Origin of the sequence: Agromyces sp. NPDC058484, assembly GCF_042720415.1 — a bacterium.
Taxonomy (GTDB): domain Bacteria; phylum Actinomycetota; class Actinomycetes; order Actinomycetales; family Microbacteriaceae; genus Agromyces.
In genome coordinates this window covers 56,995-82,624 of record NZ_JBHXMP010000008.1, presented here as the reverse complement: position 1 = coordinate 82,624, position 25,630 = coordinate 56,995, and the positions used below count along the sequence as shown (strand labels likewise).

Below are 25,630 nucleotides of genomic sequence, written 5' to 3'. Positions count from 1 at the left end.
GTGGGGTCAGGCATGCGCCACCGCCAGGTCGACCACCGCGTCGGCAGTCACGACGAGCGCGGTCCGGTGCGTCGCGACGACGACGGTGCGCCCCTCAGCGGCGAGCTCATGGAGGGCACGTCCGAGTTCGGCCTCGCGCACGGGGTCGAGCGCTGAGCTCGGCTCGTCGAGGAGCAGCAGCCGGCCGTGGCGCGCGAGCAGCCGGTGGATCGCCCTCGCGGTCGCGACGCGCTGCGCCTGACCTCCCGACAGGCCGGCGCCGCCCGGGCCGAGGCGTCGTTCGGGGTCGAGGTCGACGCCCGCGAGTCGCAGGGCGCGCTCGAGCACGTCGGGCGCGGCCGATTCGTCACCGAGTCGGACGTTGTCGGCGATCGAGCCGGCGAGGAGGGTCGTCGTCTGTCCCGCCCAGGCGATCGACGCCCGGTCGCCCGTCGCGATCCGCCGCCCGTCGAGACGAATCTCCCCCTCGGCCGGGGCGAAGCCCAGGATCGCCGCGAACAGGGTCGACTTGCCCGCCCCGCTCTCACCCGTGACGGCAACGACCTGCCCCGCGGCCGCGGCGAGCTGCACGCCGTCGACGACGACCCGGGCACCGCGGCGCACTCGCACGTCGACGAGTTCGAGCCCCTTGTCGGCCCCGCAGCCCGGGTCGACGACGGCGCTCGACCGAGACATCTCGTGAGGCTCCGTGGCACCGAGCAGGTCGAACGCATCCGCGGAGGCGGTCACCCCTTCGGCCGACGCGTGGAACGCCGCGCCGACGTTGCGGAGCGGGAGGAACACCTCGGGTGCCAGCACGAGCACGAGGAGTCCGGGCGCGAACGACATGTCGCCCGCGACGAGGCGGAGTCCGATGGAGACGGCGACGAGGGCGACCGACAGGCTCGCCGCGAACTCGAGCGTGAAGCCAGAGAGGAACGTGATGCGCAGCACCTTCATCGTGCGCAAGCGGTACTCGTCGGTCACGGCCCGGATCCGCGTCGACTGCCGTTCGGCGCGACCGAACACGGCAAGGGTCGAGAGCCCGCCGACGATCTCGAGGAAGCCGCGCGAGAGCGACGAGAGGCTCTCCCACTGGCGCCGCTGCACCGCGCCGGTCGCCAGGCCGATGAGCGCCATGAACACCGGGATGAGGGGCAGCACGACGACGAGCACGAGTCCCGAGAGCGGGTCGGCGATCCACACGGCGACGATGAGGATCGGGGTCGCGACGACGCTCAGCACCAGCTGGGGCAGGTACCGGCCGAAGTACTCGTCGAGAGCGTCGAGCCCCGCGCCGAGGAGGGTCGCGATGCGTGCGGTCGAGAACCCGGGAACGCCGGCAGGACGCCGTTCCAGCGTCGTGAGGATGTCGGCACCCAGCTCGGCCTTCACGCGCATCGCGCCCGCGGAGCCCACGACGTCCCAGAGCCAGGCCGCTACTGCCCGAGCGGATGCCGCCACGACGAGCACGATGAGCAGGAGTCCCGCCTGCGGCATCCGCATGCCGTCGACGAAACCGGCCACCAGCGTCGCGAGCGACCACGCGAAGGCGAGCACCGCCGCGGATTGCACGAGCGCGAGCGCAGCGCCGGCGACGAGGAACCAGCGCGCTGCGCCGGATCGCCGTACGAGTCGTGGGTCGAGTGGCTTCACGGTCAGTGCGCCGAGGCCTCGATCGACGCGCGAGTGACGCGCTTGCGGAAGATCCAGTACGTCCAGCCCTGGTAGGCCAGCACGAGTGGCAGGGTGAACAGGGCGAGCCAGCTCATGACGGTGAGCGTGTAGGCGGAGCTCGAGGCGTTCGCGATCGTCAGGCTGTTCGCCGGGTCGTTGGAAGCGGGCATGACCTCGGGGAAGAGCGCGGAGAACAGGGCGAGCACCGCCGTCGCCACCGTGATCGCGAGGCAGGTGAACGCCACGCCCTCCGCACCGCGCGTGCTCGCCAGCCATCCCGCGATGAGGGCGACTGCGGCCACCGCGGCGAGGATCCAGAACCAGGGCGTGCCGAACGCGAGCCCCGTCCACGTGAGGAACCCGGCTGCGACGATGATCGTGACGAACCCGGCCCGAGCGGCGAGCCGGCGCGCGCGCTCCCGCATCCGGCCATCGGTCTTCAGGGACACGAACACCACGCCGTGCGTGAAGAAGAGCAGCAGAGTCGTGAGGCCCCCCAGCAGCGCGTAGGGGTTCAGCAGGTCGAACAGGGTGCCCGTGTAGTTGTGGTCGGCGTCGAGCGGCACGCCCTGCACGATGTTCGCGAACGCCACGCCCCAGAGCAGCGCCGGCACGGCGGATCCCACCACGATCATGCCGTCGAACCACCTCTTCCACTGCGATTCAGGGCGCTGGTGGCGGTACTCGAACGAGACGCCGCGGGCGATGAGCGCGAGGAGGATGAGCAGGAGCGCGAGGTAGAACCCAGAGAACAAGGTCGCGTACCACTCGGGGAACGCGGCGAAGAGCGACGCTCCCGCGACGATGACCCAGGTCTCGTTGAGATCCCACACGGGGCCGATCGTGTTGATCAGCACCCGGCGATCGGTGTCGTCGCGCCCGAGGAACGGCAGCGACATCCCGACGCCGAAGTCGAACCCGTCGAGCACGAAGTAGCCGACGAAGAGGAACGCGACGATCCAGAACCAGAGCACCGACAGATCCATTGCGTTTCCTCCTAGTACACCGTCGTGGCGGGTTCGACCCGGCCCGTCTCGGGATCGGGCTCGCCCACTTCAGGCGGGCCCTTCTTGACGGCTCGGATGACGAGGCGCACCTCGACGACCGCGAGGGCGCCGTAGACGAGCGTGAAGGCGACGAGCGAGATGAGCACGTTGAGGCCGGTCACGTTCGGCGACACCGCCGATTCGGTCGGCAGGAGGCTGAACACGATCCAGGGCTGCCGGCCCATCTCCGTGAAGATCCACCCGACGCTCATCGCGGCGAGCGACAGCGGGAAGCTCCAGATCGCGACCGTCCAGATCCACCGCTGCCTCGGGAGCCGGCCCCTGCGGGTCAGCCACAGGCCGACGACGGCGACGAGCACGTGGGCGAAGCCGAGGCCGATCATCCACCGGAACGCCCAGTACGTCACCCAGATGATGGGCGTGTAGTCGCCGGGACCCCACAGGTCTCGGTATTGCGCCTGCAGGTCGTTGATGCCCTCGACGCATCCGTCGAACGTGTGCGTGGAGAGGAACGAGAGCAGGTACGGCACGCGGATCGAGAACAGCTCGGTCGAACCATCGGGCGTGCCGAGGGTGAACAGCGAGAACGAGGCATCCGCCCCGCATACCGTGTCGTACGTGGCCTCGGCGGCAGCCATCTTCATCGGCTGCGTCGCGACCATCGCGAGGCTCAACTGGTCGCCGAACAGGGTCGTGAGGATGCCGGCGCCGACCATCGTCCAGAGCCCGAACCTCAGGGCCGGCCGCATGGTGTCGAGGTGCTGATGGCGTGCGAGGTGCCAGGCCGCGGCGCTGATGACGAGTCCCGCGGCGACCATGAAGCTCGCGGAGATCGTATGCGGGAAGGCGGCGAGCACGACCGGATTCGAGAGCACCGCCCAGATGTCGACGAGTTCCGCTCGGCCCTTCGCAGGGTTCATCTCGTAGCCGACGGGGTTCTGCATGAAGGCGTTCGCCGCGAGGATGAAGTACGCCGAGAGGATGGTGCCGACCGCGACTGCCCAGATGCAGGCGAGGTGGAGGCCACGGGGCAGCTTGTCCCAGCCGAAGATCCAGAGTCCGATGAACGTCGCTTCGAAGAAGAAGGCGAGCAGGCCCTCCATCGCGAGCGGCGCGCCGAACACATCGCCCACGAAGCGGGAGTACTCCGACCAGTTCATGCCGAACTGGAACTCCTGCACGATTCCGGTGACGACGCCCATCGCGAAGTTGATGAGGAAGATCGTGCCGAAGAACCGCGTGATACGCAGGTACTCGGCCTTGCCTGTTCGGTACCACGCGGTCTGGAAGACCGCCGCGGTGGTCGCGAGGCCGATCGTGATCGGCACGAAGAGGAAATGGTAGACGGTCGTGATGCCGAACTGCCACCTGGCGAGGAGCAGCGGGTCCAGGAGTTCGTTCACGGATGCCCCTTCCAGCAGTGGCGTCGTACCGCCCCGTTCTTCTACTGAACGTAGAAAACTGTCTTCTACAGAGCGTAGAACATTCTTCGTCGGGAGGGTAATCTGGTGGCATGGCGAGTCTCGGCGATCTGGAACGCTCCGTGATGGAGCTCCTCTGGTCGACCGAGGGCGCCCACACCGCGAACGAACTGCGCGACGCACTCCCGGTCGGCGACGAGTCGGGGCGCGGCGTCGCGACGACCACCGTGCTGACCGTCCTCTCACGACTCGAGCGAAAGGGCTTCGTCGCCCGCGCGCGCGAGAAGCGTCCGCACCGCTACCGGGCCCTCCTCAGCCGCGAGGAGCACACCGCGGAACTCATGCGTGAGGTGCTCGACCAGTCGAGCGATCGCGATGCCGCCCTCGCGCGGTTCGTCGGCACCGTGAGCACTGGCGAGGCCGCCACGCTCCGGCGCGTCCTCGACGAACTCGCGCAGCGCTGACGTGCTCGCGATCGCCGTCCTGCTCGGAGCACTCGCGTTCGCGCTCGCGTGGCCGATCCCGGTGCTGCTCTCACGGGCGGACTGGCCGTCGCGCGCACCCGCGGTCGCTCTCGCACTCTGGCAGGCGATCGCACTCGCCGGGGGGCTCTCGATGATCGGATGCCTCCTCGCGTTCGGTGCCGCACCGGCCGGCTCCCTGCCCGCGGCCGTCGCCCAGCTGGCGCCGACGCTCGCCGCCGGACCGATCCCCCCGGTCTTCGGCGCACTGCAGATCGCCGCACTCACGCTCGCCGCGGCGGTGGCCCTCCTCCTCACGGCCAACCTCGCCCTCATCGCCGTGCGCGCCGAACGCGAACGCCGCCGCCAGCACCAGCTGGTCGACATCCTGAGCGACCCCCTGCCCGGTGACCCGCGCACCCGCGTTCTCGCGCACCCGGTGCCCCTCGCATACTGCGTGCCCGGGATCCGCACCGCGACCGTGCTCACCGACGGGCTCATCGAGGCACTCGATCCCGACGAGCTCGCCGCCGTCATCGCCCACGAGCGCGCCCACCTCGACCAGCTCCACCATCTCGTGCGCCTCGCATTCCGGGCGTGGCACAGCGCGATCCCCTGGTTCCCGATCGCCAACCGCGCCGAACGCTCGGTCGCCGCCCTCACCGAGATGCTGGCCGACGACGGTGCACGCCGATCGGTCGGCGCCGACGCGCTGCGGCGTGCGCTCGAACGCGTGGGCACCGCCGGCGAGCCGGGCTCCTACCCGGGTGGCGCGTCAGGCGCGAGCCCCGACACCGCCATGCTCGCGGCCCGCCTCGACCGGCTCGACCGTCCCGGCATCCGCACGACGGACGCCCACGGACTCCCGCGAGCCGCTCGCGGCGCGGTGCTCGCGGCATCCGTCGCCCTCGTCGTCGTTGCCCTGGTCGCGTTCGCCGCGATCCTCGGAATCCTCCCCTAGTGTGACGCGAACCGCACGCCGCGTCGATACGCTCGAACGGTGAACGAGCTCCTCGACTGGATCCTCGACACGGTGCAGTCCGTGGACCCTCTCGCGCGAACGTTGCTCGCGGGCCTCGGCATCATGCTCGAGACCTCGATCCTCATCGGGCTCGTCGTACCGGGCGACACCATCGTGCTCATCGCGGCGACGGCGGTCGGGGGCGTCGGCGAGTACTTCGCACTCGCGTTCACGGTGATCGTCGGGGCGCTCCTCGGCGAGAGCATCGGCTTCGCGCTCGGCCACTGGTTCGGGCCGCACATCCAGCGATCCCGGCTCGGCCGGAGGCTCGGCGAGGAGAACTGGGCGCGCGCGCAACGCTACCTCGAGCGACGCGGCGGTCCTGCGGTCTTCATCTCCCGGTTCCTTCCCGTGCTGCATTCGCTCGTCCCGCTCGTCGTGGGCATGAGCACGATGCGCTACCGCAAGTTCATCGCGTGGACGCTCCCGGCGTGCGTCATCTGGGCGTTCGCCTATGTCACCGTCGGCTGGCTCGCGGCCGGGAGCTACCAGGAACTGAGCCGCAGCCTGCACTGGGCGGGCTACCTGTTCGTCGCGATCATCGCGGCCTTCCTCCTCGCCATGTGGGGTGTCAAGAAGCTCCTCTTGCACTCCGAGGCGAAGCACATGGCAGAGGCAGCAGAGGGGCCGGATGCCGCGGCATCCGACCCCTCGAATCGCGACCTGAACCCCTAGAAGAGCGACTGCTCGGCGAGCCAGTCGCTCGCGATCTGGTCGGCCGACTGCTGCTCGTTCACGCTCAGCGCGTTGAGGGCGACGAGGTCTTCGGCCGTGAGCGCGGCGCTCACGGTGTTGATGATCTCGGCGATCTCGTCGGTGACCTTCTCGCTCACGACGGGGACCACGTGCGAGGCGAGGAAGAGCCCCTCGGGGTCCTCGAGCGTCACGAGGTCGTTCGCGGCGATGTTCGGGTCGGCGCTGAAGATGTTCACCATCTGCACCTGGTTGTCGACGAGCGCCTTGAGCGTGAGCGGACCGCCGCTGTCTTCGATCGGGGTGAACCCGACCTCGACGCCGTACACCGATGCGAGCCCCTCGGGCCCGTACGGACGCGTCGCGAGCTCGGAGTTGCCGCCGAGCGTGATCGGCGTGGCGACATCCTTCAGGTCGGCGAGGCTCGTGACGCCGTTCTCCTCGGAGAACTTCGTCGTGACGTTGTACGAGTCCTGGTCGGTCGCGGGCGCCTGATCGAGGACCCGCAGCCCGTCGGGCAGCGACGTCTCGAGCTCCGCATAGACCTCCTCGCTCGCGGTGGCCGTCGTGTCGGGCACGTAGTACTGGAGGAGGTTGCCCGTGTACTCGGGGAAGACGTCGATCGCGCCGTCCTCGATCTCGGGGATGTAGACCTCGCGCTGCCCGATGCGGAACTGCCGGTCGACGGTGTAGCCGTTCTCCTCGAGCGCCTGGGCGTAGATCTCGGCGATGATCTCGTTGGAGTAGTAGTCCTGGGATCCGACGACGATGGTCTCGGACGTCTCGCCGCCGCCGTTCGATCCCTCGTCGAGCGGATCGCCGGATGCACACCCTGCCAGGGCCACTGTCGCCCCGACCGCGACCGCCGCGAGCGCAACGAGCCGGCCTCTTCCTGCTGTGGTCATTTCTGATTCCCTTCGGTGATGGGTCGCCCCACGACCGCTCGGGGCCGGGCCGGCCTCGAGCGGAGCTCTCTGGATCGCGTGGCCCGCACTCCGGCGGGCACCACGAGCCGCTGCGTGATCGCGAATGCTCCGTCGACGACGAGGGCGAGCAGGATCACGAGGATTGACCCGCCGAGCATCTCGGCGTAGTCGCGGGTCTTGAGCCCCTGGAAGAGGAACCGGCCGAGCCCGAAGTCCGAGACGTAGGCCGCGAGGGTCGCGGTGGCGATGATCTGGAGGGTGGCCGAACGGATGCCGCCGACGATGATCGGCAGGCCGAGCGGCAATTCGACCTTTGCGACGACCTGCCTCTCGCGCATGCCGACCGAACGTGCTGCGTCGACGGTGCGCCGGTCGACGGACTCGACGCCTGCATAGGCGCCGGCGAGCAGCGGCGGAATCGCAAGGATGACCAGGGCGGGGATCGGCGCCCGCAAGCCGATGCCGAGCGAGAGCCCGAAGAGGGCGAGGAGGCCGAGTGTGGGCAGCGCGCGCAGACCGCCCGAGACCATCACTGCCGGATCGCGCCCACGCCCGGTGTGCCCGATGAGCACGCCGGTCGGGAGCGCGATGGTCGAGGCGATCACCAACACGATCGCCGACAGCACGAGGTGCTGGAGCGTGCGGTCGGGAATGCTGCCCGCGCCGGTCCAGTTGGCCGGGTCGAGAATCCAGGCGATGCCCTCGAGGAAGAGGTTCATACGGACTCCAGCTGCCCCGAAGCGCCCGCGATGAGCAGACGCCGCCGCCTGCGACGGCGCCCCGTCCACGGCATGAGCACTCGGCCGAGCAGCACGGCGGCCCAGTCGAGCAGCAGCGCGAGTGCGATCGTGGCGACGATGCCCGTGATGATCTCGGCTTCGATGCCTCGCTGCAGTCCATCGGTGAACAGGCTGCCGAGACTCTGCACGCCCGTGACCGCACCGATCGTCGCCAGGCTCACCGTGCTCACGATCACCACGCGCAGGCCCGACAACAGCACCGGCCCCGCGAGCGGGAGCTCGACGCCCCAGAAGCGGCCGACCGCGGAGTAGCCGATGGCGGTCGCCGACTGGCGCACGTCGCGTTCGACCGCGTCGAAGGCGTCGGCCGAGGTACGAATGATGACCGCGATGCCGTACAGCGTGAGCGCAACGACGAGGTTCACGGGCGAGAGCACGCTGAAGCCGGTCACGACGGGTAACGCGATGAGCAGCGCGAGCGAGGGGACCGCGTAGAGCAGCCCGCAGAGCGACAGCAGCACGCCTCGCGACCACCGATACCGGTGGGCGAGCCATCCGATCGGCACCGACACCACGAAGCTCAGTATGATCGCGGGCACCGACAATGCCAGGTGCACGAGGATCAGCTCGCCGACCAGGTCGAGGTTCGACCAGAGCCAGTTCACGAGGCGAGCACTCCCGCCGGGCGGCCGTCGGCGTCGACGACGACGCTGCGGCCGCCGACGTCGGTGAGGTGCAGCGCACGCTTGCCTCGATTCGCACCGACGAAGTCCGCGACGAAGTCGTCTGCGGGATCCGCGAGGATCTCCGCCGGCGACGCGGCCTGCGAGATCTTGCCGCCCTGCTGCATGATGACCACCTGGTCGCCGAGGAGGAACGCCTCGTCGATGTCGTGGGTGACGAACACCACCGTCTTGCCGAGCTCACCCTGCAGACGGAGCAGCTCCTGCTGCAGTTCGGCCCGCACGATCGGGTCGACGGCGCCGAACGGCTCATCCATGAGCAGGATGTTCGGATCCACGGCGAGGCCGCGCGCCACGCCCACGCGCTGCTGCTGCCCGCCCGAGAGCTGGCTCGGATACTTGTCGGCGAGCGACCGATCCAGGCCCACCGTGTCGAGGAGTTCGAGCGCCCGCGCTCGTGCCTCCCGCTTGCTCGTGCCGCGGAGCAGGGGGACGGTGGCGACGTTGTCGACGACCTTGCGGTGCGGCAGGAGCCCGGAGTTCTGCATGACGTAGCCGATGCCGCGTCGCAACTGCACCGGGTCGACCGTCGCGACATCCGTGCCGTCGATGAGAACCTGGCCCGACGTCGGGTCGACCATGCGATTGATCATACGCAGAAGGGTGGTCTTGCCGGAGCCTGATGAACCGACGAGCACCGTCGTCTTGTGCGGCGGGATGACGATGCCGACGCCTTCGACCGCCACGGTGCCATCGGGGAACTGCTTGGTGACGCCGCGGAACTCGATCATCTGGCTGCCTCATCCCCGTCTCGGGTGGTCACGCGGAACAACGGATTCCAGCCAAACACCATTCCCTTCGCGTGGCAATGCGAGGGGTGGTGCGTCGTCAGGCCGCCGTGCTCGCGGCCCGCGCCTCGCCGAGATGCTCGGCGAGGTAGGCGTGCACGAGTCGCTTCGACTCGGTGAGGTATCGCGCGTCTCCGTCGGCGTCGCGCTCGAACGCGCGGCTGATGAGGGCATCGCCGAGCTCGATGGCCACGCCGAGCCGGAACCGGAGTTCGGCCGCGTCGGAATCGACGTCGAACTCCGCCTCGATGAGCTGCGCCATGCGGTGCGCGAACTCGGGCTCGACATCTTCCTCGGCGGTCTCGCGTCCGCCGAAGTGCACGACGGTGAATCCGGGTTCGTCGCGGTACATGGCTGCGCCCGCGTCGAGTGCGATGTCGATGACGTCCCACCACGTGGAGAGGTCGGCGCCCTCCATGTCGTCGGCCACGCGCTCTCGAAAGCGCCGGATCGAGCGCTCGCGAAGCGCGTTCAGCACCGCGACGCGGTCGGGGAAGTAACGGTACACCGTGCCGATCGATGCGCCCGCCCGCTCTGCGACCATCTGCGTCGTGAGTCGCTCGAAGCCCTTGTCGTCGACGATGTCGGCCGCGGCGTCGAGCAGCGCGTCGAGGCGCTGCGTGCTGCGGCGCTGCGTCGGCTCGGTACGGATCGAGCGACTCCGGCTCTGATCGGCCCCCAGGATCAGGTCGACATTCGGCACGGAACCCTCCCTCGTTTGCCGGGTCCACTCTACCCGGCGGCCCAGCCGTTTCCGACCACGACGGGCCGTGACCCGGCGCGTCCGGTGATGCGCGCATGACAGACTGGGGGGATGCCGGCGAGCTCCCCCACCCCGACCGGATCCCGAGAGCGCCAGGTCCGGCATCGCGCCGCGCGTATCGAAGACTGGGTCCACGACGTCCGCGAACGCTGGGCGAGACGCCGCGGACACGTGCCGACCGTGGTGCCGTACACCGGCTACGGGTCGACGGAGTGGGTTCGTGTGTTCTGCCGCGTGCTGCTCAGCCGTCCGATCGCCGCCGACGAGCCGTCGAAGCGTCGACGCCGCCGTCGCGAGCAGGGAATCCGCGGATGGCGGAGCTTCACGAGCGTGCCCGTCGGCGACGTTCCCGTCGTCATCGAGATCGGCGACGAGCGCATCGAGGTGCTCGCCGACCGCGGCGGCGTCGTCGACACGAAGATCCCGGTCGCCCTCGCACCCGGGTGGCATCGGGTGACGCTGCGAACGGCTGGTTCCGAGACCGTCGAGGCCCCCATCTGGATCGTGGGGCCCGACGTGCATTTCGGAATCATCTCCGACGTCGATGACACGGTGATGGTGACCGCCCTTCCCCGACCGTTCGTCGCCTTCTGGAACACGTTCGTGCTCGACGAGCATGCGCGCATCCCCACGCCGGGCATGGCGGTGCTCTTCGAGCGCCTGGTACGGGCGAACCCCGGGGCCGCGGTCATCTACCTCTCCACGGGAGCGTGGAACGTCGCGCCGACGCTGACCCGTTTCCTCTCCCGCAACCTCTACCCGGCCGGCCCGCTGCTCCTCACCGACTGGGGTCCCACGCACGACCGCTGGTTCCGCAGCGGTCGCGACCACAAGGAGGAGAACCTCCGCCGCGTCGCCGGTGAGTTCCCCAACGTGCGCTGGCTGCTGGTCGGCGACGACGGGCAGCACGACGAGGAGATCTACGCCCGCTTCGCCGCGGAGCATCCCGATCGAGTCGCCGCCGTTGCCATCCGCCGACTCTCCACCGGTGAGGCGGTGCTCGCGGGCGGTCGCACCAAGGCCGAGCAGCACGGCGCAGACGTGCCGTGGGTCTCGGCCAGTGACGGGGCGACCCTCGCCGATCGACTCGGCGACGTCGGCGTGCTCTGACCGCCCGCCGCGGCCGACCGGTCGACCGAGCCGACGGGTCAGGTTGGGACCCGCGCCGCCTCGCCCGTCGCCTCACGTGACCGGCGGATGCGCGCGAGCCCTCGATTGACCTGCCGCGCCCAGAGCGGCCCCCGGTAGATGAACGCCGAGTAGCCCTGCACGAGCGTCGCACCATGGTCGAGGCGATCCTGCACATCGACGGCCGTCTCGACACCGCCCACCGAGATCACGCAGAGCCCGGCGGGAACGTGGGCCCGCACGATGCGAAGCACGTCGAGCGACCGACCGGCGAGGGGGGCGCCCGAAAGACCGCCGGCGCCGATCGCCTCGATGACGGATGCCGGCGCCGCCAGGCCCTCACGCGAGACGGTCGTGTTCGTCGCGATGATGCCGTCGAGGCCGAGCCGGGTGGCGAGCTCGCAGATCCGAACGATCTCGTCGTCGGCGAGGTCGGGGGCGATCTTCACGAGCAGGGGCGTCGCGCCCGCCTGGGCGCGGACGGCCTCGAGCAGCGGTGCGAGCGCATCGAGCTCCTGCAGCCCGCGAAGGCCGGGCGTGTTCGGCGAGCTCACGTTCACCACGAGGTAGTCGGCGTACGGCGAGAGCACGCGCGCGCTGCGCTCGTAGTCGGCGATGGCCTCCTCCACCGGGGTCGCCCGGCTCTTGCCGATGTTGACGCCGAGGACCGGCCGGCGGGTACGGCGGGCGAGTCGCGAGAGACGGCCGACCGCGGCATCCGCGCCGCCGTTGTTGAAGCCCATGCGGTTCACGAGCGCACGGTCGCGGACGAGCCGGAACAGTCTCGGGCGTTCGTTGCCCGGCTGCGCGTTCGCGGTGATCGTGCCGACCTCGACGTGGCCGAAACCGAGCTGACCCAGCCCGCGGACCACGAACGCGTCCTTGTCGAAGCCCGCTGCGACGCCGAACGGCGACGGGAAGCGGAGCCCGAGCGCCTGCACCTCGAGCGATCGGTCGGGCGCGGTGAAACGCTCGACGAGACGCCCGAACCCCAGTGCCGGCAGCATCCGGATGACGCGGAACGCGAGGTGATGGGCGTCCTCGGGGTCCATGTGCGAGAAGACGAGGGAGAAGAGAAGTCGATACATGCAGGACTCAGGCTATCGGAGCGCGGCGCGGTGCCGGGTCGCTCACTCGACGGGACGGACGGGCAGCCTTCCGTGCTCGGCCCGGAGAAGCCCGATCGCGGACTCGAAGTCGTCGAGCGACTCGAACGCCTGGTACACGCTCGCGAAGCGGAGGTACGCGACCTCGTCGAGCTCGCGCAGCGGCGGCAGGATCGCGAGGCCGATGTCGTTCGCCTCGATCTGCGACGCGCCCGTCGAGCGGATGGTCTCCTCCACCTTCTGCGCGAGCACCGCGAGGTCGGAATCGGTCACCGGGCGACCCTGGCAGGCCTTCTTCACGCCGGCGACGACCTTCTCGCGGCTGAACGGCTCGATGACGCCGCTGCGCTTGATCACGGCGAGGCTCGCCGTCTCGGTGGTGGAGAAGCGCCGCAGGCACTCGGGGCACTGCCGGCGACGCCGGATCGAGAGCCCGTCGTCGCTCGTGCGGGAGTCGATGACGCGGGAATCCGGGTGACGACAGAACGGACAGTGCATGGTGCTCTCAGCCTAGCGGGGCGTCGAGCGCGGCCGTCGGCGCGGCGTGGGCGTGCTCAGCGGTCGAAACGCGCCGTGATCGCCTCGCCGTGGGCGGGAAGGTCTTCGGCGGCCGAGAGCGCGGCGATCACCGGCGCGACCTCACGGAGCGCCTCGGCGTCGTAGCGCACCACCTGCTGCGGACGCAGGAACGTGGCAGCCGAGAGGCCCGACGCGTGGCGCGCCTGCCCCCCGGTGGGCAGCACGTGGTTGGACCCCGCGGCGTAGTCGCCGAGACTCACGGGCGAGTAGTCGCCGACGAAGATCGCGCCGGCGTTCTCGATGCGTGCCAGCGCGGCGTCGGCGTCGCGCAGCTGGATCTCGAGGTGCTCCGGCCCGAACGCGTTGGCGAAGTCCGTGGCCTGCTCGAGGTCGTCGACGAGCACGAGCGCCGACTGCGGCCCCCCGACGGCCGCGCGGACGCGAACCGTGTGCTTGGTCGCGGCGACGCGGGCCTCGAGGCGCTCGAGGACCCTCGCGGCGAGCTCGGGTGAGTCGGTGACAAGCACGGATGCCGCGAGCTCGTCGTGCTCGGCCTGACTCACCAGGTCGGCCGCGATGAAGTCCGCGTCGGCCGAGTCGTCGGCGATCACGAGGATGTCGGTGGGGCCCGCCTCGGCGTCGATGCCGGTCACCCCCTGTACGAGCCGTTTGGCGGCCGCCACGTGGACGTTGCCGGGCCCGGTGACTCGCTGCACGGGGTCGAGGCCGATGCCCGGCACGCCGTACGCGAAGGCGCCGATCGCGCCGGCGCCGCCCATCGCGTAGACCTCGGTGACGCCCAGCAGGGCGGCGACGCCCGCCACGACCGGGTGCACACGCCCGCCGAACGCCGCCTGCGGCGGCGAGGCGAGGGCGATCGAGCGCACGCCGGCGACCTGCGCAGGCACGACGTTCATGACCACGCTCGACGGGTAGACGGCCTTGCCGCCCGGCACGTACAGGCCGACGCGCGCGACCGGCTGCCAACGCTGTTCGACCACGGCCCCGTCGGCGAGCACGGTGCGCTCTGGTGCGGGAACTTGGGCACTGCTGGCCGCGCGCACCCGGGCGATCGTGGCCTCGATCGCAGCGCGGATGTCGGGTGCGAGATCTTCGAGCGCATCTGCGAGTTCGGCCGCAGGCACGCGCACCGCGGCCGGACGCACCCGGTCGAACCGCTCGGCCTGGTCGAGCAGGGCAGCCTCACCACGCTCGCGCACATCGTCGACGAGGGTGCGGGCGCCGTCGAGGGCGGCGGAGACGTCCGTCGCGGCGCGCGGGACGAGGGCGAGCAGCTCGGTCGAAGCCGGGCGGGTTCCGCGGAGGTCGATGGTTCGCAGCATGGCCGTTACAGCCTACCGAGGCGTCGCCGCGTCATCCCGTCGCTTGTCACACGAGGCAGTTCGGTCCGAGCAGGCTCTTCAGCTCGCCGTAGAGATCGGCGGTCACCCGCACGGGATACGGCAACTCGAAGACGCGGGCCGTGCGCCCCTTCACGAGCCGCAGCCGCACCTCGGTGTCGCCGCGATGGCGGATGAGCACGTCGCCGAGTTCCGAGATGGTGTCGGTCGTCGCACGCACGTCGGGCAGCGAGATGACCACGGGCCCCGACTCGTCGCCCTGGCCGAGCTCGGGCGCGAACACGCTGTAGGCGTGCAGGTTCATGCCGTCGTCGCGCAGGCTGACGCGGCCCCGTACGACGACGATGGAGTCGCCCTTCAGGCCGGGCGCGAACTCCTGGTACGCCTTGCCCATGAACATGACCGTGATCTCGCCCGAGAAGTCCTCGACCTGGATCATGCCGTACTGGTTGCCGCTCTGGCGGGCGACGCGGTGCTGCACGCTCGTGACGAGCCCGGCGATCGTGACGGTGTCGCCGTCTTGCGTGGCATCCGACGACATGAGTTCGGTGATCGACGTCGACGCGTGCTTCGCCAGCGGCACCTCGAGGCCGGCGAGCGGATGGTCTGAGACGTAGAGGCCGAGCATCTCGCGTTCGAACGCGAGCTTGTCGCGCTTGGCCCACTCGGGCCGGTCGGGCACGAGCGACGGTGCCGCGTGCCGCTCGTGGTCTTCGAAGAGGCTGTCGAAGTCGAACCCGACGTCGCCGACCTCCTCGGCCCGCTTCTCCTTCACGGCCGACTCGACGGCGCCCTCGTGGATCTCGACGAGGGAGCGACGGGTGTGCCCGAGCGAGTCGAACGCGCCGGCCTTGACGAGCGACTCGACGGTGCGCTTGTTCGCGACCTGGATCGGCGCCTTCTTCAGGAAGTCGTGGAACGACTCGAACCGGCCCTTCGCCTCGCGCGCGGCCCGGATCGCGTCGACGACGTTGAAGCCGACGTTGCGCACCGCGCCGAGTCCGAATCGGATGTCGTCGCCGACGGCAGCGAAGAACCCGATCGACTCGTTCACGTCGGGCGGCAGCACCTTGATGCCCATGCGCCGGCACTCGTTGAGGTAGAGCGCGAGCTTGTCGCGGGCGTCGCCCACGCTCGTGAGGAGCGCCGCCATGTACTCGGCCGGATAATGCGCCTTCAGGTACGCCGTCCAGTAGCTGAGCACCCCGTACGCGGCGGAGTGCGCCTTGTTGAACGCGTAGTCGGAGAACGGCAGCAGGATGTCCCAGAGGGTCTTGACCGCGGCATCCGAGAAGCCGTTCGCCTTCATGCCGCCCGAGAAGCCCGCGTACTGCTTGTCGAGCTCGGACTTCTTCTTCTTGCCCATCGCGCGACGCAGGATGTCGGCCTGACCGAGCGAGAATCCGGCGACCCGCTGGGCGATCGCCATGACCTGCTCCTGATAGATGATCAGGCCGTAGCTCGTGTCGAGGATGTCGCGCAGCGGCTCCTCGAGCTCGGGGTGGATCGGAGTGATCGGCTGCAAGCCGTTCTTGCGAAGGGCGTAATTGATGTGCGAGTTCGCGCCCATCGGCCCCGGACGGTACAGCGCGATGACGGCCGAGATGTCCTCGAAGTTGTCTGGCTTCATCTGCCGCAGGAGCGACCGCATCGGCCCGCCGTCGAGCTGGAACACCCCGAGCGTGTCGCCTTTGCCGAGGAGTTCGTACGCGCCGGCGTCGTCGAGCGCGAGGTCTTCGAGCACCGGCCGGAACCCGCGGTTCGCCTCGATGTTGTCGAGCGCGTCGTCGATGATCGTGAGGTTGCGCAACCCCAGGAAGTCCATCTTGATGAGTCCGAGCGACTCGCACGCCGGGTAGTCGAACTGAGTGACGATCTGGCCGTCTTGTTCCCGCTTCATGATCGGGATGATGTCGATGAGGGGGTCGCTCGACATGATGACGCCCGCGGCGTGCACGCCCCACTGCCGTTTCAGGTTCTCGAGCCCGAGCGCCGTATCGAAGACCGTCTTCGCCTCGGCGTCGGTCTCGATGAGGGCGCGGATGTCGCCCGCCTCCTTGTAGCGCGGGTGTGCCGAATCGAGGATGCCCGAGAGCGGGATGTCCTTGCCCATGATGGCGGGCGGCATCGCCTTCGTGAGCTTCTCCCCCATGCCGAACGGGAAGCCGAGCACGCGGCTCGAGTCCTTGAGCGCCTGCTTCGCCTTGATGGTGCCGTACGTCACGATCTGGGCGACGCGCTCGTCGCCGTACTTCTCGGTCACGTACCGGATGACCTCGCCGCGGCGACGCTCGTCGAAGTCGACGTCGAAGTCGGGCATCGAGACGCGGTCGGGGTTCAGGAACCGCTCGAAGATGAGGCCGTGCTGCAGCGGATCGAGGTCGGTGATCTTCATCGCGTAGGCCGCCATCGAGCCGGCGCCCGACCCGCGACCCGGACCCACGCGGATGCCGTTGTCCTTCGACCAGTTGATGAAGTCGGCGACGACGAGGAAGTACCCGGGGAAGCCCATCTGCGAGATGACGCCGACCTCGTACTCGGCCTGCCTGCGCACGTCGTCGGGGATGCCGTTCGGGTATCGCACGTGCAGGCCCCGTTCGACCTCCTTGACGAACCAGCTCTCCTCGCTCTCGCCCTCGGGCACCGGGAAGCGGGGCATGTAGTTCGCGCTCGTGTTGAACCGGACGTCGGCGCGCTCGGCGATGAGGAGGGTGTTGTCGCAGGCCTCGGGGTGGTCGCGGAAGACGTGCCGCATCTCCGCGGCCGACTTCAGGTAGAAATCGTCGGAGTCGAACTTGAAGCGGTTCGGGTCGTCGAGCGTCGACGCCGACTGCACGCAGAGGAGCGCCGCGTGGCTCTTCGCGTCGTGCGCGTGCGTGTAATGCAGGTCGTTGGTTGCGACGAGGGGCAGGTCGAGGTGCTTGGCGAGGCGCAGCAGGTCGTCCATGATGCGGCGTTCGATGCCGAGCCCGTGATCCATGATCTCGGCGAAGTAGTTCTCCTTGCCGAAGAGGTCGCGGAACTCGGATGCGGCCTTCACGGCCTCGTCGTACTGGCCCAGCCGGAGGCGCGTCTGCACCTCGCCCGAGGGGCATCCGGTCGTGGCGATGAGGCCCTTCGAATAGGTCTGGAGCAGCTCCCGGTCCATGCGCGGCTTGAAGTAGTACCCCTCGATCGAGGCGCGGCTCGAGAGGCGGAACAGGTTGTGCATGCCCTCGGTCGTCTCGGAGAGCAGCGTCATGTGGGTGTAGGCACCCGAGCCCGAGACATCGTCGCCGCCGCCGTCGCCCCAGCGCACGCGGGTCTTGTCGCTGCGGTGGGTGCCCGGTGTGATGTACGCCTCGGTGCCGATGATCGGCTTGATCCCGGCATCCGTCGCCTGCTTCCAGAAGTCGTAGGCGCCGAACACGTTGCCGTGGTCGGTCACCGCGACCGCGGGCATGCCCTCGTCCTTCGCCTTCTGGATGAGCTCCCCGACCCGGGCCGCGCCGTCGAGCATCGAGTACTCGCTGTGCACATGCAGGTGGACGAAGGAATCGGCGGCCACTGGGCTCCTCATCGGGGTGATGCAGGTTCGGTTCGGGGTCTTCGAAGTCTACGGCGACCGACCGTCCGCGGCGCCGACCGGCAGCGCGCGTCAATCGCCTCGCAGCAGTTCGAGGGCGGCGGCGAGATCGGCGGGGTAGACCGACTCGAACGTCGTCCATTCCCCGGTCGCCGGATGCGTCAGCGAGAGCTCCTTGGCGTGCAGCCACTGTCGGGTGAGTCCCAGCCGTGCCGAGAGCGTGGGGTCGGCGCCGTACATGGCATCGCCCGCGCACGGATGCCTCTGCGCCGCCATGTGCACGCGGATCTGGTGCGTCCGGCCTGTCTCGAGATGCACCTCGAGGAGCGAGGCGTACGGGAAGGCTTCGATCGTCTCGTAGTGGGTGACCGCGTGCTTGCCCCCCGCGACGACCGCGAACTTCCACTCCGACCGCGGGTGGCGGCCGACCGGTGCGTCGATCGTGCCGGCCAGCGGATCGGGGTGGCCCTGCACGACCGTGTGGTAGATCTTCTCCACCTCGCGGTCGTGGAACTGACGCTTCAGTTCGGTGTACGCGCGCTCGGACTTCGCGACGACCATGAGGCCGCTCGTGCCCGCGTCGAGACGGTGCACGACCCCCTGCCGCTCGGGCGCCCCCGACGTCGAGATGCGCAAGCCCGCTGCGGCGAGGGCGCCGACCACCGTCGGCCCCTCCCAGCCGATCGACGGGTGCGCGGCCACGCCGGCCGGCTTGTCGACCACCACGAGGTCGTCGTCGTCGTGAACGATGCCGAGGTCGGGCACCGGGATCGCCTCCACCTCGAGCGAACGCGGCGGCTCCCAGCTCACCTCGAGCCAGGCCCCGCCGCGGAGCCGGTCGGACTTGTCGACGGATGCCCCGTCGAGCACGGCCCCGCCGGCCGACGCGATCTCCGCCGCCATGGTGCGCGAGAATCCCAGGAGCTTCGCGAGCCCCTGGTCGACTCGCACGCCGTCGAGCCCGTCGGGCACGGGGAACGAGCGATGCTCCATGCTCAGGACCCGGGCGCGGCGGCCCCGGCGCCACCCGCCGTGGCGCCCTCCGCGGCATCCACTCGCTTCGAATCGCGCGTGCCGTCGAGACCGACGCCGCGGATCGTGAGAATCATGAAGAGCACCATGCTCGAGACGATCGCCATGTCGGCAACGTTGTAGATCGCGGGAATGAGCCACGGTGTCGAGACGAAGTCGATGACGTGGCCGAGTCCGAAGCTCGGCTCGCGGAGCAGGCGGTCGGTGAGGTTGCCGAGCACGCCGCCGAGCAACAGGCCGAACACGAGTGCCCACGCGATCGACCGGATGCGGCGGGCGAACCACACGATGAAGGTGATCACGGCCGCCGCGAGGATGGTGAAGATCCACGTCATGCCGCTCGCGAGGGAGAAGGCCGCGCCGGGATTCCGCACGAACTGCCACTGCAGCACGTTGCCGAGCACCGGCACGACCTCCCCCTCGGCGAGGTTCGTGACGACGATGAACTTGCTCAGCTGGTCGAGGCCGTAGACCACGACGGCGCCGACGACCAGGATGAGCAGTGCGGTGGTGGTGCCGACCCGTGCGGCCCGCTCAGCCGCCAAAGCCCTGGAAGGTCGGTGCCGGGGCCTGGTCGGACGCACTCACGGGCGACGAGAATCCCTGGTTGCCCGAGACCTGGACAGGCGCGGAGGTGTCGAGTTCACGCAACTGGCCCTCGATGTAGCTCTTCAGCTTCTGGCGATACTCGCGCTCGAAGACGCGAAGCTCGTCGACGCGCTTCTCGAGCGCCAGGCGCTCCTGGTCGAGGATGCCCATCTGCGCGCGCTGCTTCGCCTCGGCCTCGGCGACGACCCGCGCCGCCGTGGCGTGGCCCTCGGCGATGAGCGCGTCGCGCTTCTCGATGCCCTCGCGCACATGTTCCTCGTGCAGTCGGCGGGCGAGCTGCAGGAGGTTCGTCGTCGACGTCTGCTCGTCGAGTTCGGACTGCGACTGCGCGGGCGCCTGCGCCGCAGCCGGCTGGGCGGGAACCGCCACGGTGGGCGGCGGGGCGGCCGGCTCGGCGTAGACCGCGGCAGGAGCCGGCGCTGCGGGAGCGCCCTTGCCTGCCTCTGCGGCGCGCGCCTCGGCCGCGGAGAGCCGCTGACGCAGTTCGTCGTTCTCCTGGTTCAGCCGGCGCAGCTCGACGACGACCTCGTCGAGGAAGTCATCGACCTCGTCCTGGTCGTAGCCCTCCCGGAACTTCGTCGCCTGGAAGCGCTTGTTGACCACATCTTCCGGAGTTAGCGCCATGGCTTCCCATCCCTCGAATCTGTCGAACTGTTCGATCACGTTCTGCTAACGGTAGCAAAGACCTCCACGCGTCCGCAGTGCCGAACGTCACGGCCCGCCACCCCGGCAGGAGATCGTCAGCCGGATGCCGCAGCTCCGGCCGCCAGCCAGGACACCACGGTCATGGCGACGATGACGAGCAGCATGGCCAGGCTCCACCCGAGGTCGAGTGCGACCTGGCCGATGCGGATCGGCGGTACGAGCCGCCGGAAGAAGCGCACGGGCGGATCCGTGACGCTGTAGATCACCTCGACGATGACGAGCCAGGCGCCCCGTGGGCGCCATGTGCGGTTGAACGTGCGCACGAGGTCGAGCACGAAACGCGCCCACATCACGAAGAAGTAGATGAGCAGCAGGGTGTAGAGGACGTTCCAGACGACCGCGAGTGCGCCCACGGGCGGTCAGGCGTGCGTGAAGAACGACGCGTCCACGTCGCCCTCGGCTTCGCCTGCCTCGCCGGAGACGACGACGTGCGCGGGCGAGAGCAGGAACACCTTGTTCGTGACACGCTCGATCTTGCCGTAGAGGCCCTGAGAGAGACCGCTCGCGAAGTCGATGAGCCGACGGGCATCGCCATCGGACATCTGCGAGAGGTTGATGATCACCGGCACGCCCTCGCGGAAGGACTCGGCGATCACCTGGGCGTCGCGGTACTGACGCGGGTGCACGGTGAGGATCTCGTTCATTTCCACCTGCGGGGTGCTCGGTTGGACATGCTGCTTTCGGAGCGGCGTCACGGCGGCGCCGGTCTTCGGGGCCGGAGCGGCGTGCACGATCGGTGCCGCGGGTGCCGGTGCCGTTTGCGGGGCCTCGTGCTCGAGTTCCTCATCGGCGAGGCCGAGGTAGACCATGGTCTTCTTGAGCGGGTTCGACATCGCTGCCTCCGTCTGTGTTCCGTCTCTTCGAGGCTAACCGGCGTCCGGCCGATTCCCGGTGATTGCGGTGCCGATCCGGAGGTGTGTCGCACCCTCCAGAATCGCCTCGCGAAAGTCGTATGACATCCCGATGGACAGATCGGTCGCCTCCGGTGCGAGCGCACGGATGCGCTCCGAGAGGAGGCGGACCCGTCCGAACGCAGGCCGTGCCGGCTCCCCGAGCGGCGCCACCGCCATGAGGCCGCGCAGGCGGAGTCCCGGCGCCTCGAGCACGTGTTCCACCAGGGCATCGAGGCCGTCGGGCGCGACGCCGCCGCGACCGGGGTCATCGGTGAGATTCACCTGGACGAAGCAGTCGACGGATGCCTCGTCCGATCGCAGCGCGTCGACGAGGGCCGGTCGATCGAGGGAGTGGATCGCGGTGGCGTATGCGCGCACCTGACGGGCCTTCTTGCTCTGGAGCTGTCCGACGAAATGCCACCTGAGTTCGAGCTCCGCCAGAGCGGCGGCTTTCGCCTGCGCCTCCTGATGCCGGTTCTCTCCCACGTCGCGCACGCCGAGCGATGCGAGCTCGGCGACGAGGGTCGCGGGCTGGAACTTCGTCACGACGATGGTCGTGATCTCGGAGGGACTGCGGCCGGCGTCGCGCGCGGCATCCGCGATGCTCCCCTGCACCGCCGCGAGTCGGTCGGCGAGGGCGCTCATCGGCGCCCTCTCTCGACCGGCACGCATGGTGTCACTTCAGGAAGTCGGGGATGTCGAGGTCGTCGCCGTCGTCTCCGAACGCGGGATCCGAGACGATCTGGTCGGCCGCCGGCGGGGCCTCACCCCAGTTCGCCGTCTCGACGAGTTCGTCGATGTCGATCTCGCCGATGACGTCGACCGTCTCGCTGCTCAGAGCGGATGCCCCGACGCTCGCTCCGACTGCCGCGGGCACGAAGTTCGTGCGTCTCACCTCGGCCGGTTGAGGCTTGGCATTGGGCTCCCCGCCGTCGAAGCCCGCGGCGATGACGGTGACCCGCACCTCGTCGCCCAGCGTGTCGTCGATGACGGCTCCGAAGATGATGTTCGCCTCGGGATGCACGGCCTCCTGCACGAGGCGGGCGGCGTCGTTGATCTCGAAGATGCCGAGGTTCGATCCGCCCTGGATCGAGAGGAGCACGCCGTGCGCGCCGTCGATGGACGCCTCGAGCAACGGACTCGCGACGGCGAGTTCGGCCGCCTTGATCGACCGGTCCGCGCCGCGGGAGGAGCCGATGCCCATGAGCGCGGAGCCGGCGCCCTGCATGACGGACTTGACGTCCGCGAAGTCGAGGTTGATCAGGCCGGGGGTCGTGATGAGGTCGGTGATGCCCTGCACACCGGCGAGGAGCACCTGGTCGGCGGTGGCGAACGCCTCGAGCATCGAGATGCCGCGGTCGCTGATCTCGAGGAGCCGATCGTTCGGCACCACGATGAGGGTGTCGACCTCTTCCTTCAGCCGCGCGACGCCCTGTTCGGCCTGGGTCTGCCGGCGCTTGCCCTCGAACCCGAAGGGCTTGGTCACCACACCGATGGTGAGCGCGCCGATCGACTTCGCGATGCGGGCCACGACGGGCGCGCCTCCCGTGCCCGTGCCGCCGCCCTCGCCCGCGGTGACGAAGACCATGTCGGCACCCGCGAGGGCCTCCTCGATCTCCTCGGCGTGGTCCTCGGCCGCTCGGCGGCCTACCTCGGGGTCGGCGCCCGCGCCGAGGCCGCGCGTGAGGTCGCGGCCGACGTCGAGCTTGACGTCGGCGTCGCTCATCAGCAGCGCCTGCGCGTCGGTGTTGATCGCGATGAACTCGACGCCGCGGAGGCCGAGCTCGATCATCCGATTGACGGCGTTGACACCGCCGCCGCCGATGCCGACGACCTTGATGACGGCGAGGTAGTTCTGGTTTGTCGACATGACCGGCCTTCCGTGCGGACTCTGAACCTTAAACTTCTGGTCGAAGGTTAATGTTTTGCCGAGTATGCAATTCCTGATTCGAAGGTAGGGGCGCCGCTGCCCGCTCCGCCGCACGCCACGCCGCGTGTCGCGAACGGCGGGCGGCGAGAGGTCGTGTTTCGGGTCGGATCGCCCCGATCACTTCCAGACGGGGCTCATCGGCGCCGAGACGTCGTAGGACGAGACGTCGTCGGGCGGCACTGCACTCATGAGAGCGGCCAGCACGTCGGCCTTGAGCGTCGAATCCTCGGCATTCCCCCACACGACGCTCGCACCGCCCGCGAGTTCCAGCCGCACGTCATCGGCCGTGGCAGCCGTCGCCCGGGTCAGCTGCGCCCGCACGTCGGCGGGGAGGCTGCGCACCACGGCGGCGACCGCGCGGAAGCCCTCCGCGGCGACGCCGCCGTCGACCTCGATGAGCGGCTGACCGTCGGGTCGCTCCGCGGGCCGGTCGATCACGACGCCCGCCGCATCCACGAGTTCGAGTCCCGACCCGGTGTCGACGACACCGACCGGGGTCCGCTCGACGATGCGGACCACGAGGGTCCCCGGAGGGATGGTCTCGGTCGCATACGTCTCGATCAGCGTGAACGCCTCGAGCGCCGTGCGCACCTCTGCCGGGTCGATGAGCGGCAGCGGCGTGCCGATGACCTCGGCGAACGCCGCCTGCACCTCCGCGGCCGGAACGCGCTCAGCGCCCTCGACGCGCACCTCGCGCAGGGCCATGAGCGGCGAATACGCGCCCACCGCGACCACCGAAACGAGTGCGACGATCGAACCCACGACGACGGCCCACGTGATGCGCCGTCGACGCGAGCGCGTCGTGAAACGTCGCACCTCCTGCCGCTCGTACCGGCGGCGATCCCGTGCCGCCGCCCGGAGCGCCCGCCTGGAAGCTCGCGGGTCGACGGATGCGGCCTCGTCGCCGTCGGCGTCGGCGTCGACGTCGATCACCGTGATCGGCTCGGTACCGACGCGGTCCGACAACGTCGTTCGAGCAGAGGAGACCGACGCGGGAAGTGCGTACGGCTCTCGCGGCGGGGGCGACGTAGGGGGCACCGAAGCCGCCGTCGACGGCGTCGCCCCGACCGCCTCTCGCCGCACGCGCGGCGTCGGCGACCGGTCGAAACCCTGCGGGCGCTTCACGCCGGATGCACCCTCATCCGCGCTCCCGCTCGAGCGATCCGAGCAGCTGCGGCACGATACGGTAGACGTCGCCGCAGCCGAGGGTGATCACGAAGTCGCCGTTCCGGGCGATGCGGGCGGTGTGGTCGGCCGCCTCCTGCCAGTCGGGCACGAACGCGACGTGCGACGTGTCGGAGAACCGCTCGCTGACCAGCGCGCCGGTCACACCGGGAATCGGGTCCTCGCGGGCACCGTACACGTCGAGGACGACGGTCTCATCGGCGTACTGCTCGAGCACGTCGGCGAACTCCTGCGCGAATGCCCGGGTGCGGCTGTAGGTGTGCGGTTGATGCACCGCGATGATGCGGCCCTCGCCGACGACCGTGCGCGCCGCCGCCAGTGCGGCAGCGACCTCGGTCGGGTGGTGCGCATAGTCGTCGTAGACGCTCACGCCGCCGACGGTGCCGTGCAGTTCGAAGCGGCGCCCCGTGCCGGCGAACCGGGCGATGCCGGCGAGGGATGCCGCGGGGTCGAAGCCGAGCCCGACGAGCACCGCGAACGCGCCGGCGGCGTTGATGGCGTTGTGCCGCCCGGGGATCCGCAACGTCGCCCGATGCTCGACGCCCTCGTAGACGACGGTGAAGGAGACGGGACCGTCGGTGTCGATGGAATGCACCCGCACCGCGGCATCCGGGGCCTCGCCGAACGTGACCACGCGCTCGTGCGACAGCCGCTCGGTCACGCGCATCGCCCCCGCGTCGTCCGACGAGATCACGACGAGTTCGCGGGCCCGGTCGGCGAAGTCGACGAACGCCTGCTCGAAGGCCTCGCGCGAGCCGTAGTGGTCGAGGTGGTCGGGGTCGACGTTCGTGACGAGGGCGACCGCCGTGTCGTAGAACAGGAACGAGCCGTCGGACTCGTCGGCCTCGACGACGAACAGCTCGCCCTCGCCCGCCGCCGCCGAGACCCCGAGCTCCTCGATCACGCCGCCGTTCACGAAGCTCGGGTCCTCGCCGAGCGCGAGCAGGCCCGTGATGATCATGCCCGTCGAGGTGGTCTTGCCATGCGCGCCCGCCACCGAGACGAGCCGTTGCCCGGCGATGACCGCCGCGAGCGCCTGCGAGCGATGCAGCACCGGCAGCCCGCGCTCGAGCGCGAGCCGGTACTCGGGGTTGTCCTGCCACAGCGCACCGGTCACGACGACCGTGTCGATGTCGTCGGCGAGGTTCGCCGCGTCGTGGCCGATCGCGACGTCGGCGCCGAGCGCCCGCAGCGCCGCGACGTTGCCGGAGTCGCGCACGTCGGAGCCCGTCACTCGGTGGCCCGCGCCGAGGAAGAGGCGCGCGATGCCGCTCATGCCCGACCCCCCGATGCCGACGAAGTGCACGGCGCCGAGCTCGACGGGGATCTGGACGGTGAGGTCGGGCTTGATGGTCACGTGCGGCGGTCTTCCTCGGTG

Annotated in this window: 25 protein-coding genes; 4 read left to right on the top strand and 21 right to left on the bottom strand. The window is 69.7% G+C overall.

Annotation, left to right across the window (positions count from 1 at the left end; genetic code table 11):
- Positions 1-6: 6 nt before the first annotated feature.
- The 3 genes from cydD to ACFWN7_RS08530 are packed head-to-tail and all read right to left on the bottom strand — an operon-like array spanning position 7 to position 4,066.
- Positions 7-1,635, bottom strand: coding sequence for a thiol reductant ABC exporter subunit CydD (cydD, locus tag ACFWN7_RS08540; protein WP_376938377.1), 1,629 nt, complete (start codon positions 1,633-1,635; stop codon positions 7-9).
- Between the two features lie 2 nt (positions 1,636-1,637).
- Positions 1,638-2,642: a cytochrome d ubiquinol oxidase subunit II gene (gene cydB / locus ACFWN7_RS08535; RefSeq protein ID WP_376938375.1), complete on the bottom strand. Its 1,005-nt coding sequence runs from the start codon at positions 2,640-2,642 to the stop codon at positions 1,638-1,640.
- An 11-nt stretch (positions 2,643-2,653) separates the two neighbouring features.
- On the bottom strand, positions 2,654-4,066 hold the full coding sequence (locus ACFWN7_RS08530; protein ID WP_376938374.1) for a cytochrome ubiquinol oxidase subunit I: 1,413 nt from the start codon (positions 4,064-4,066) through the stop codon (positions 2,654-2,656).
- A gap of 110 nt (positions 4,067-4,176) precedes the next feature.
- Between ACFWN7_RS08530 and ACFWN7_RS08525 the strand changes: the two genes are divergently transcribed.
- Genes ACFWN7_RS08525 through ACFWN7_RS08515 form a run of 3 tightly spaced genes read left to right on the top strand, consistent with a single transcriptional unit; the run spans position 4,177 to position 6,241 of the window.
- Positions 4,177-4,548, top strand: a complete 372-nt coding sequence (locus ACFWN7_RS08525) for a BlaI/MecI/CopY family transcriptional regulator (RefSeq protein ID WP_376938373.1) — start codon at positions 4,177-4,179, stop codon at positions 4,546-4,548.
- A gap of 1 nt (position 4,549) precedes the next feature.
- Positions 4,550-5,506, top strand: coding sequence for a M56 family metallopeptidase (locus ACFWN7_RS08520; RefSeq protein WP_376938372.1), 957 nt, complete (start codon positions 4,550-4,552; stop codon positions 5,504-5,506).
- A gap of 39 nt (positions 5,507-5,545) precedes the next feature.
- A complete protein-coding gene (locus ACFWN7_RS08515) occupies positions 5,546-6,241 on the top strand; it encodes a DedA family protein (protein ID WP_376938371.1) in 696 nt (231 codons plus the stop codon).
- On the opposite strand, the gene ACFWN7_RS08510 is transcribed toward ACFWN7_RS08515, so the two are convergent.
- The 5 genes from ACFWN7_RS08510 to ACFWN7_RS08490 all read right to left on the bottom strand — a co-directional run bounded on the left by ACFWN7_RS08510 (position 6,238) and on the right by ACFWN7_RS08490 (position 10,159).
- Positions 6,238-7,164 carry an ABC transporter substrate-binding protein gene (locus ACFWN7_RS08510; RefSeq protein ID WP_376938370.1) on the bottom strand — a complete coding sequence of 309 codons (927 nt, stop codon included), beginning with the start codon at positions 7,162-7,164 and terminating at the stop codon, positions 6,238-6,240. The two genes, ACFWN7_RS08515 and ACFWN7_RS08510, sit on opposite strands and share 4 nt — an antisense overlap.
- Positions 7,161-7,904 carry an ABC transporter permease gene (locus ACFWN7_RS08505; protein ID WP_376938369.1) on the bottom strand — a complete coding sequence of 248 codons (744 nt, stop codon included), beginning with the start codon at positions 7,902-7,904 and terminating at the stop codon, positions 7,161-7,163. Before ACFWN7_RS08505 ends, ACFWN7_RS08510 begins: the two co-directional genes overlap by 4 nt.
- Positions 7,901-8,590: an ABC transporter permease gene (locus tag ACFWN7_RS08500; protein WP_376938368.1), complete on the bottom strand. Its 690-nt coding sequence runs from the start codon at positions 8,588-8,590 to the stop codon at positions 7,901-7,903. Before ACFWN7_RS08500 ends, ACFWN7_RS08505 begins: the two co-directional genes overlap by 4 nt.
- Entirely contained in the window at positions 8,587-9,399 is an 813-nt protein-coding gene (locus ACFWN7_RS08495) for an ABC transporter ATP-binding protein (RefSeq protein WP_376938367.1), read from the bottom strand. The genes ACFWN7_RS08500 and ACFWN7_RS08495 overlap by 4 nt, the downstream gene beginning before the upstream one ends.
- A 97-nt stretch (positions 9,400-9,496) precedes the next feature.
- On the bottom strand, positions 9,497-10,159 hold the full coding sequence (locus tag ACFWN7_RS08490; RefSeq protein ID WP_376938366.1) for a TetR family transcriptional regulator: 663 nt from the start codon (positions 10,157-10,159) through the stop codon (positions 9,497-9,499).
- A 111-nt stretch (positions 10,160-10,270) separates the two neighbouring features.
- Between ACFWN7_RS08490 and ACFWN7_RS08485 the strand changes: the two genes are divergently transcribed.
- The gene (locus ACFWN7_RS08485) at positions 10,271-11,329 is read left to right on the top strand and encodes an App1 family protein (RefSeq protein WP_376938365.1); all 1,059 of its coding nucleotides are present in this window, start codon (positions 10,271-10,273) and stop codon (positions 11,327-11,329) included.
- Between the two features lie 38 nt (positions 11,330-11,367).
- Here the strand turns inward: ACFWN7_RS08485 and ACFWN7_RS08480 are convergent, their stop codons facing one another.
- The 13 genes from ACFWN7_RS08480 to murC form a co-directional block, all read right to left on the bottom strand.
- A complete protein-coding gene (locus tag ACFWN7_RS08480) occupies positions 11,368-12,435 on the bottom strand; it encodes a quinone-dependent dihydroorotate dehydrogenase (RefSeq protein ID WP_376938364.1) in 1,068 nt (355 codons plus the stop codon).
- Between the two features lie 42 nt (positions 12,436-12,477).
- Entirely contained in the window at positions 12,478-12,951 is a 474-nt protein-coding gene (gene nrdR / locus ACFWN7_RS08475; protein ID WP_376938363.1) for a transcriptional regulator NrdR, read from the bottom strand.
- A 56-nt stretch (positions 12,952-13,007) separates the two neighbouring features.
- A complete protein-coding gene (gene hisD / locus ACFWN7_RS08470) occupies positions 13,008-14,315 on the bottom strand; it encodes a histidinol dehydrogenase (protein ID WP_376938361.1) in 1,308 nt (435 codons plus the stop codon).
- A gap of 46 nt (positions 14,316-14,361) precedes the next feature.
- Positions 14,362-17,892, bottom strand: a complete 3,531-nt coding sequence (dnaE, locus tag ACFWN7_RS08465) for a DNA polymerase III subunit alpha (RefSeq protein WP_376938360.1) — start codon at positions 17,890-17,892, stop codon at positions 14,362-14,364.
- 78 nt (positions 17,893-17,970) lie between these two features.
- Positions 17,971-18,891, bottom strand: coding sequence for an RluA family pseudouridine synthase (locus tag ACFWN7_RS08460; protein ID WP_376938359.1), 921 nt, complete (start codon positions 18,889-18,891; stop codon positions 17,971-17,973).
- 2 nt (positions 18,892-18,893) lie between these two features.
- Positions 18,894-19,475: a signal peptidase II gene (gene lspA, locus ACFWN7_RS08455; RefSeq protein ID WP_376938358.1), complete on the bottom strand. Its 582-nt coding sequence runs from the start codon at positions 19,473-19,475 to the stop codon at positions 18,894-18,896.
- On the bottom strand, positions 19,465-20,163 hold the full coding sequence (locus ACFWN7_RS08450; RefSeq protein WP_376938357.1) for a DivIVA domain-containing protein: 699 nt from the start codon (positions 20,161-20,163) through the stop codon (positions 19,465-19,467). Before ACFWN7_RS08450 ends, lspA begins: the two co-directional genes overlap by 11 nt.
- Before the next feature lie 116 nt (positions 20,164-20,279).
- Positions 20,280-20,597 carry a YggT family protein gene (locus ACFWN7_RS08445; RefSeq protein ID WP_376938356.1) on the bottom strand — a complete coding sequence of 106 codons (318 nt, stop codon included), beginning with the start codon at positions 20,595-20,597 and terminating at the stop codon, positions 20,280-20,282.
- A gap of 6 nt (positions 20,598-20,603) precedes the next feature.
- Complete coding sequence (locus ACFWN7_RS08440; protein ID WP_376938355.1) at positions 20,604-21,077, bottom strand: cell division protein SepF; 474 nt, start codon at positions 21,075-21,077, stop codon at positions 20,604-20,606.
- A 33-nt stretch (positions 21,078-21,110) separates the two neighbouring features.
- Positions 21,111-21,782 (bottom strand): YggS family pyridoxal phosphate-dependent enzyme, encoded by a 672-nt coding sequence (locus tag ACFWN7_RS08435; protein WP_376938353.1) that lies wholly within the window; start codon positions 21,780-21,782, stop codon positions 21,111-21,113.
- A 31-nt stretch (positions 21,783-21,813) separates the two neighbouring features.
- Positions 21,814-23,007, bottom strand: a complete 1,194-nt coding sequence (gene ftsZ, locus ACFWN7_RS08430) for a cell division protein FtsZ (RefSeq protein ID WP_376938352.1) — start codon at positions 23,005-23,007, stop codon at positions 21,814-21,816.
- Positions 23,008-23,184: 177 nt separating this feature from the next.
- A complete protein-coding gene (locus ACFWN7_RS08425) occupies positions 23,185-24,000 on the bottom strand; it encodes an FtsQ-type POTRA domain-containing protein (protein ID WP_376938350.1) in 816 nt (271 codons plus the stop codon).
- A 205-nt stretch (positions 24,001-24,205) separates the two neighbouring features.
- Complete coding sequence (gene murC, locus ACFWN7_RS08420; protein ID WP_376938349.1) at positions 24,206-25,609, bottom strand: UDP-N-acetylmuramate--L-alanine ligase; 1,404 nt, start codon at positions 25,607-25,609, stop codon at positions 24,206-24,208.
- Between the last annotated feature and the right edge of the window lie 21 nt (positions 25,610-25,630).

Excerpts from the sequence above, each read along its gene's own strand:
- ACFWN7_RS08450 (WP_376938357.1), bottom strand. The coding sequence starts at position 20,163 with ATGGCGCTAACTCCGGAAGATGTGGTCAACAAGCGCTTCCAGGCGACG.
- ACFWN7_RS08460 (WP_376938359.1), bottom strand. The coding sequence starts at position 18,891 with ATGGAGCATCGCTCGTTCCCCGTGCCCGACGGGCTCGACGGCGTGCGA.
- ftsZ (WP_376938352.1), bottom strand. The coding sequence starts at position 23,007 with ATGTCGACAAACCAGAACTACCTCGCCGTCATCAAGGTCGTCGGCATC.
- ACFWN7_RS08485 (WP_376938365.1), top strand. The coding sequence starts at position 10,271 with ATGCCGGCGAGCTCCCCCACCCCGACCGGATCCCGAGAGCGCCAGGTC.
- ACFWN7_RS08440 (WP_376938355.1), bottom strand. The coding sequence starts at position 21,077 with ATGTCGAACCCGCTCAAGAAGACCATGGTCTACCTCGGCCTCGCCGAT.
- ACFWN7_RS08435 (WP_376938353.1), bottom strand. The coding sequence starts at position 21,782 with ATGAGCGCCCTCGCCGACCGACTCGCGGCGGTGCAGGGGAGCATCGCG.
- ACFWN7_RS08505 (WP_376938369.1), bottom strand. The coding sequence starts at position 7,904 with ATGAACCTCTTCCTCGAGGGCATCGCCTGGATTCTCGACCCGGCCAAC.
- ACFWN7_RS08495 (WP_376938367.1), bottom strand. The coding sequence starts at position 9,399 with ATGATCGAGTTCCGCGGCGTCACCAAGCAGTTCCCCGATGGCACCGTG.
- dnaE (WP_376938360.1), bottom strand. The coding sequence starts at position 17,892 with ATGAGGAGCCCAGTGGCCGCCGATTCCTTCGTCCACCTGCATGTGCAC.
- ACFWN7_RS08525 (WP_376938373.1), top strand. The coding sequence starts at position 4,177 with ATGGCGAGTCTCGGCGATCTGGAACGCTCCGTGATGGAGCTCCTCTGG.
- nrdR (WP_376938363.1), bottom strand. The coding sequence starts at position 12,951 with ATGCACTGTCCGTTCTGTCGTCACCCGGATTCCCGCGTCATCGACTCC.
- ACFWN7_RS08480 (WP_376938364.1), bottom strand. The coding sequence starts at position 12,435 with ATGTATCGACTTCTCTTCTCCCTCGTCTTCTCGCACATGGACCCCGAG.
- cydB (WP_376938375.1), bottom strand. The coding sequence starts at position 2,642 with ATGGATCTGTCGGTGCTCTGGTTCTGGATCGTCGCGTTCCTCTTCGTC.
- ACFWN7_RS08510 (WP_376938370.1), bottom strand. The coding sequence starts at position 7,164 with ATGACCACAGCAGGAAGAGGCCGGCTCGTTGCGCTCGCGGCGGTCGCG.
- hisD (WP_376938361.1), bottom strand. The coding sequence starts at position 14,315 with ATGCTGCGAACCATCGACCTCCGCGGAACCCGCCCGGCTTCGACCGAG.